Origin of the sequence: Microvirga aerilata, assembly GCF_016743775.1 — a bacterium.
GTDB lineage: Bacteria > Pseudomonadota > Alphaproteobacteria > Rhizobiales > Beijerinckiaceae > Microvirga > Microvirga aerilata.
Map to the genome: position 1 here is coordinate 1 of NZ_JAEQMY010000220.1, position 2,785 is coordinate 2,785.

The following is a 2,785-nucleotide window of genomic DNA, read 5'->3' on the forward strand; positions in this document are numbered from 1 at the left end:
CAGGAAGGGCGCAGGTCTCCTATGTCACCCAGTGCCAGTTGCCAACTCGCCAATCCGTGCAACAAAGCCGGTTGCGCACCTCGTTCAGGCGCTCGAAGGGGATGCGGGAGGCGGTGCCACTCATCTGCACAACATAGCGCCCGAAGGCTTCGCGGGTGACCAGGGCACTCAGCAGCCCCACGACCCCCTCACGACCGAACACCGCAACCTCGTTGGTGGCCCCATCCTCCATGACGTTCACGAGAGAAATGATTGCGTCATGGAGAAAGTAGGCATGGCTGATAATCTCGCCGGCGTCGTAGAGCACCCTACCCCGTGTCAGCTCAATAATTTCGAGATGAGGTTCAAGAGCCGCAAAGTCCTCAGGCTCGAGGACGGCCAAAAGCCGGTTGGTGCGGTGATTGGGATTCACAACTTGAGGCATGGGAAGACCTCCGCCCCAGGCAGACAACGCACATAAGGTCAGATGGTCTCAGCGGCGCTGGTTTCATCGACCTCCTTTCTTGATATGCATTCTTGGTGTTAGCCACACCCGGCGCGCATGGGACGAGAGATACTCAAGAGGCCAGCCGCCTCAAAAGACGTCCGGTGTTCTGGCGGATGGAAAGGATCAAGGCCTTGGCTACGGTCGCGCTATAGGCTGATAGCCTTTCCTCCTCTTGGACGTCTGAAGAGCTTCTACTCTCACTTCTTGGACGGCAAGATTGATCCGACAAGCTCACGTGCCGTGTCGATGAGCACGTTGCCGGCCTCCGGATCGCCTTTAGCGAGCGCTCCCATAAAGTGACGGGCCTGCTTCAAGGTGATGTGGGGCGGAAGGGGTGGCACGTTCGGATCTGTCACCATGTCGAGCACAAACGGTCGGTCGGCGGCAAGAGCCCTGTCCCAAGCTGGGCCAACCTGCTCCGGATCTTCGATCCGAGTTCCTTCAAGGCCAATCGATCGTGCGAACTCGGCATATGGCACATCAGGAAGCACCTGTGAAGACTCCCATTTCGGATCACCAGACTGAATACGCTCCTCCCAGGTAACATAGGCGAGATCACGATTGTTCAGCACCATGACGATCAGACGATGGTCAGCCCACCGACGCCAGTACTTCGCAATTGTGATGAGTTCGGCCAAGCCGTTCATCTGCATGGCGCCGTCACCAACCAACGCAATCACAGGGCGATTGGGATAGGCAAACTTCGCTGCGATGGCGTACGGCACCGCGCATCCCATTGTTGCAAGGGTTCCCGAAACCGAGCCCATCATCCCACGCCGGAAGCTGAGGTTTCGAGCGTACCATACCGATGTGGTGCCGCTGTCGGCCGTAACAATGCATTGGTCTGGCAGCCGCGACGAGAGCTCGAACGCGACCCGTTGAGGGTTGATGGGATCAGCCGCGGCCAAAGCCATGCCGCGGATCTGCTCGTGGGAGGAGGCAACACTGGCTTCGATCGTCTCACGCCAGGACCGATCCTGCTTTTCGGCAAGCAGCGGCAGGAGCGCTGCCAGGGTTGCGGCGGCGTCACCAACAAGGTTGACCTCCATCGGATAGCGCAGTCCCAACATGCCGGGATCCCGATCAATCTGGACGCCTCGAGCCTGCCCTTCCTTCGGCAGGAACTCCGTATAAGGGAAGCTTGAGCCCACCATAAGCAGAGTGTCGCAACCCTGCATCAAATCGGAACTGGCCTTTGTTCCAAGAAGGCCGATTGATCCCGTGCAAAATGATAAGTCGTCAGGCACGGCAGCCTTGCCAAGAAGCGCCTTAGCAACTCCCGCACCGAGCCGCTCCGCAACGGCCACGACCTCGTCTGTAGCCCCAAGGGCACCAGCCCCGACCAGGATAGCAATCTTCTGACCTGCATTCAGGACCTCTGCCGCTCGGGTCAGAGCTGCCGTGTCAGGAACGACGGGTGACATCTCGATCCCGACCCCTGAATGCGTCATGGCGTGCTCACGGGCTGGCTGCTCCATAGGAGCAACCTGGAGATCATTGGGGAGAATAATGCAGGTGACCCGACGCTCTGCTTTGGCGATGCGATAGGCACGGTCGACAAGATGCCGGACTTGGGCTGGTGCAGATGCGGTCTCGACGTAGGCTCCGGCTACGTCCTTGAAGAGAGATTGAAGATCAAGATCCTGCTGGTAATGCGATCCGATGGCCGTGCGAGCCTGCTGACCGACGATGGCCAGAACCGGCTGATGGTCAAGCTTTGCATCATAGAGGCCATTCAGAAGGTGGATCGCACCAGGACCGGATGTGGCGATGCAAACACCAACTTCTCCTGTAAACTTCGCCTCGGCACAGGCCATCAGGCCTGCCATTTCCTCATGCCGCACCTGAACGAAGTCGATGGCGCCCTCTGTTCTTGCAAGAGCCCCGATCAAACCGCCGATTCCGTCGCCGGGATAGCCGAAAACTCGCCGCACACCCCATTCTTGCAAGCGTTGCCAGACGAAATCTGCGACGGTGTTAGCCATGACGGTTCCTGTCAGAAAACAAACGTTCAACACCTCCGGCTCATGCTGGGTTGCACGCCTGCCATTGACGCTCCATTCCACGCGTCAGTGGGTCAAAGTGAAACGTAGAGCGGATTGAAAGAAGGTCCGCTCACGCCGCGAAAGCCGAAATCCAGATAAGGTCCGCCCGGTGCCATTTTGAGACCTTCCGAACGTGGAGACTGTCGCGTGCTTTATCCATCAATGGCTTACGGCGAATGTCGGAACTCGTTAGACAAGTCACTGATTGCCCCCTTTAGAAATGTCACCCTAACCGGCTGGTCAGGTTCGACCG

2 protein-coding genes are annotated in these 2,785 nt (G+C 58.3%); both read right to left on the minus strand.

Annotated elements, in window-relative coordinates:
* Positions 1 to 19 precede the first annotated feature (19 nt).
* A complete protein-coding gene (locus JKG68_RS31740; protein ID WP_202066359.1) occupies positions 20 to 424 on the minus strand; it encodes a Crp/Fnr family transcriptional regulator in 405 nt (134 codons plus the stop codon).
* A gap of 260 nt (positions 425 to 684) precedes the next feature.
* Positions 685 to 2,472 carry a thiamine pyrophosphate-requiring protein gene (locus tag JKG68_RS31745; RefSeq protein ID WP_202066361.1) on the minus strand — a complete coding sequence of 596 codons (1,788 nt, stop codon included), beginning with the start codon at positions 2,470 to 2,472 and terminating at the stop codon, positions 685 to 687.
* Between the last annotated feature and the right edge of the window lie 313 nt (positions 2,473 to 2,785).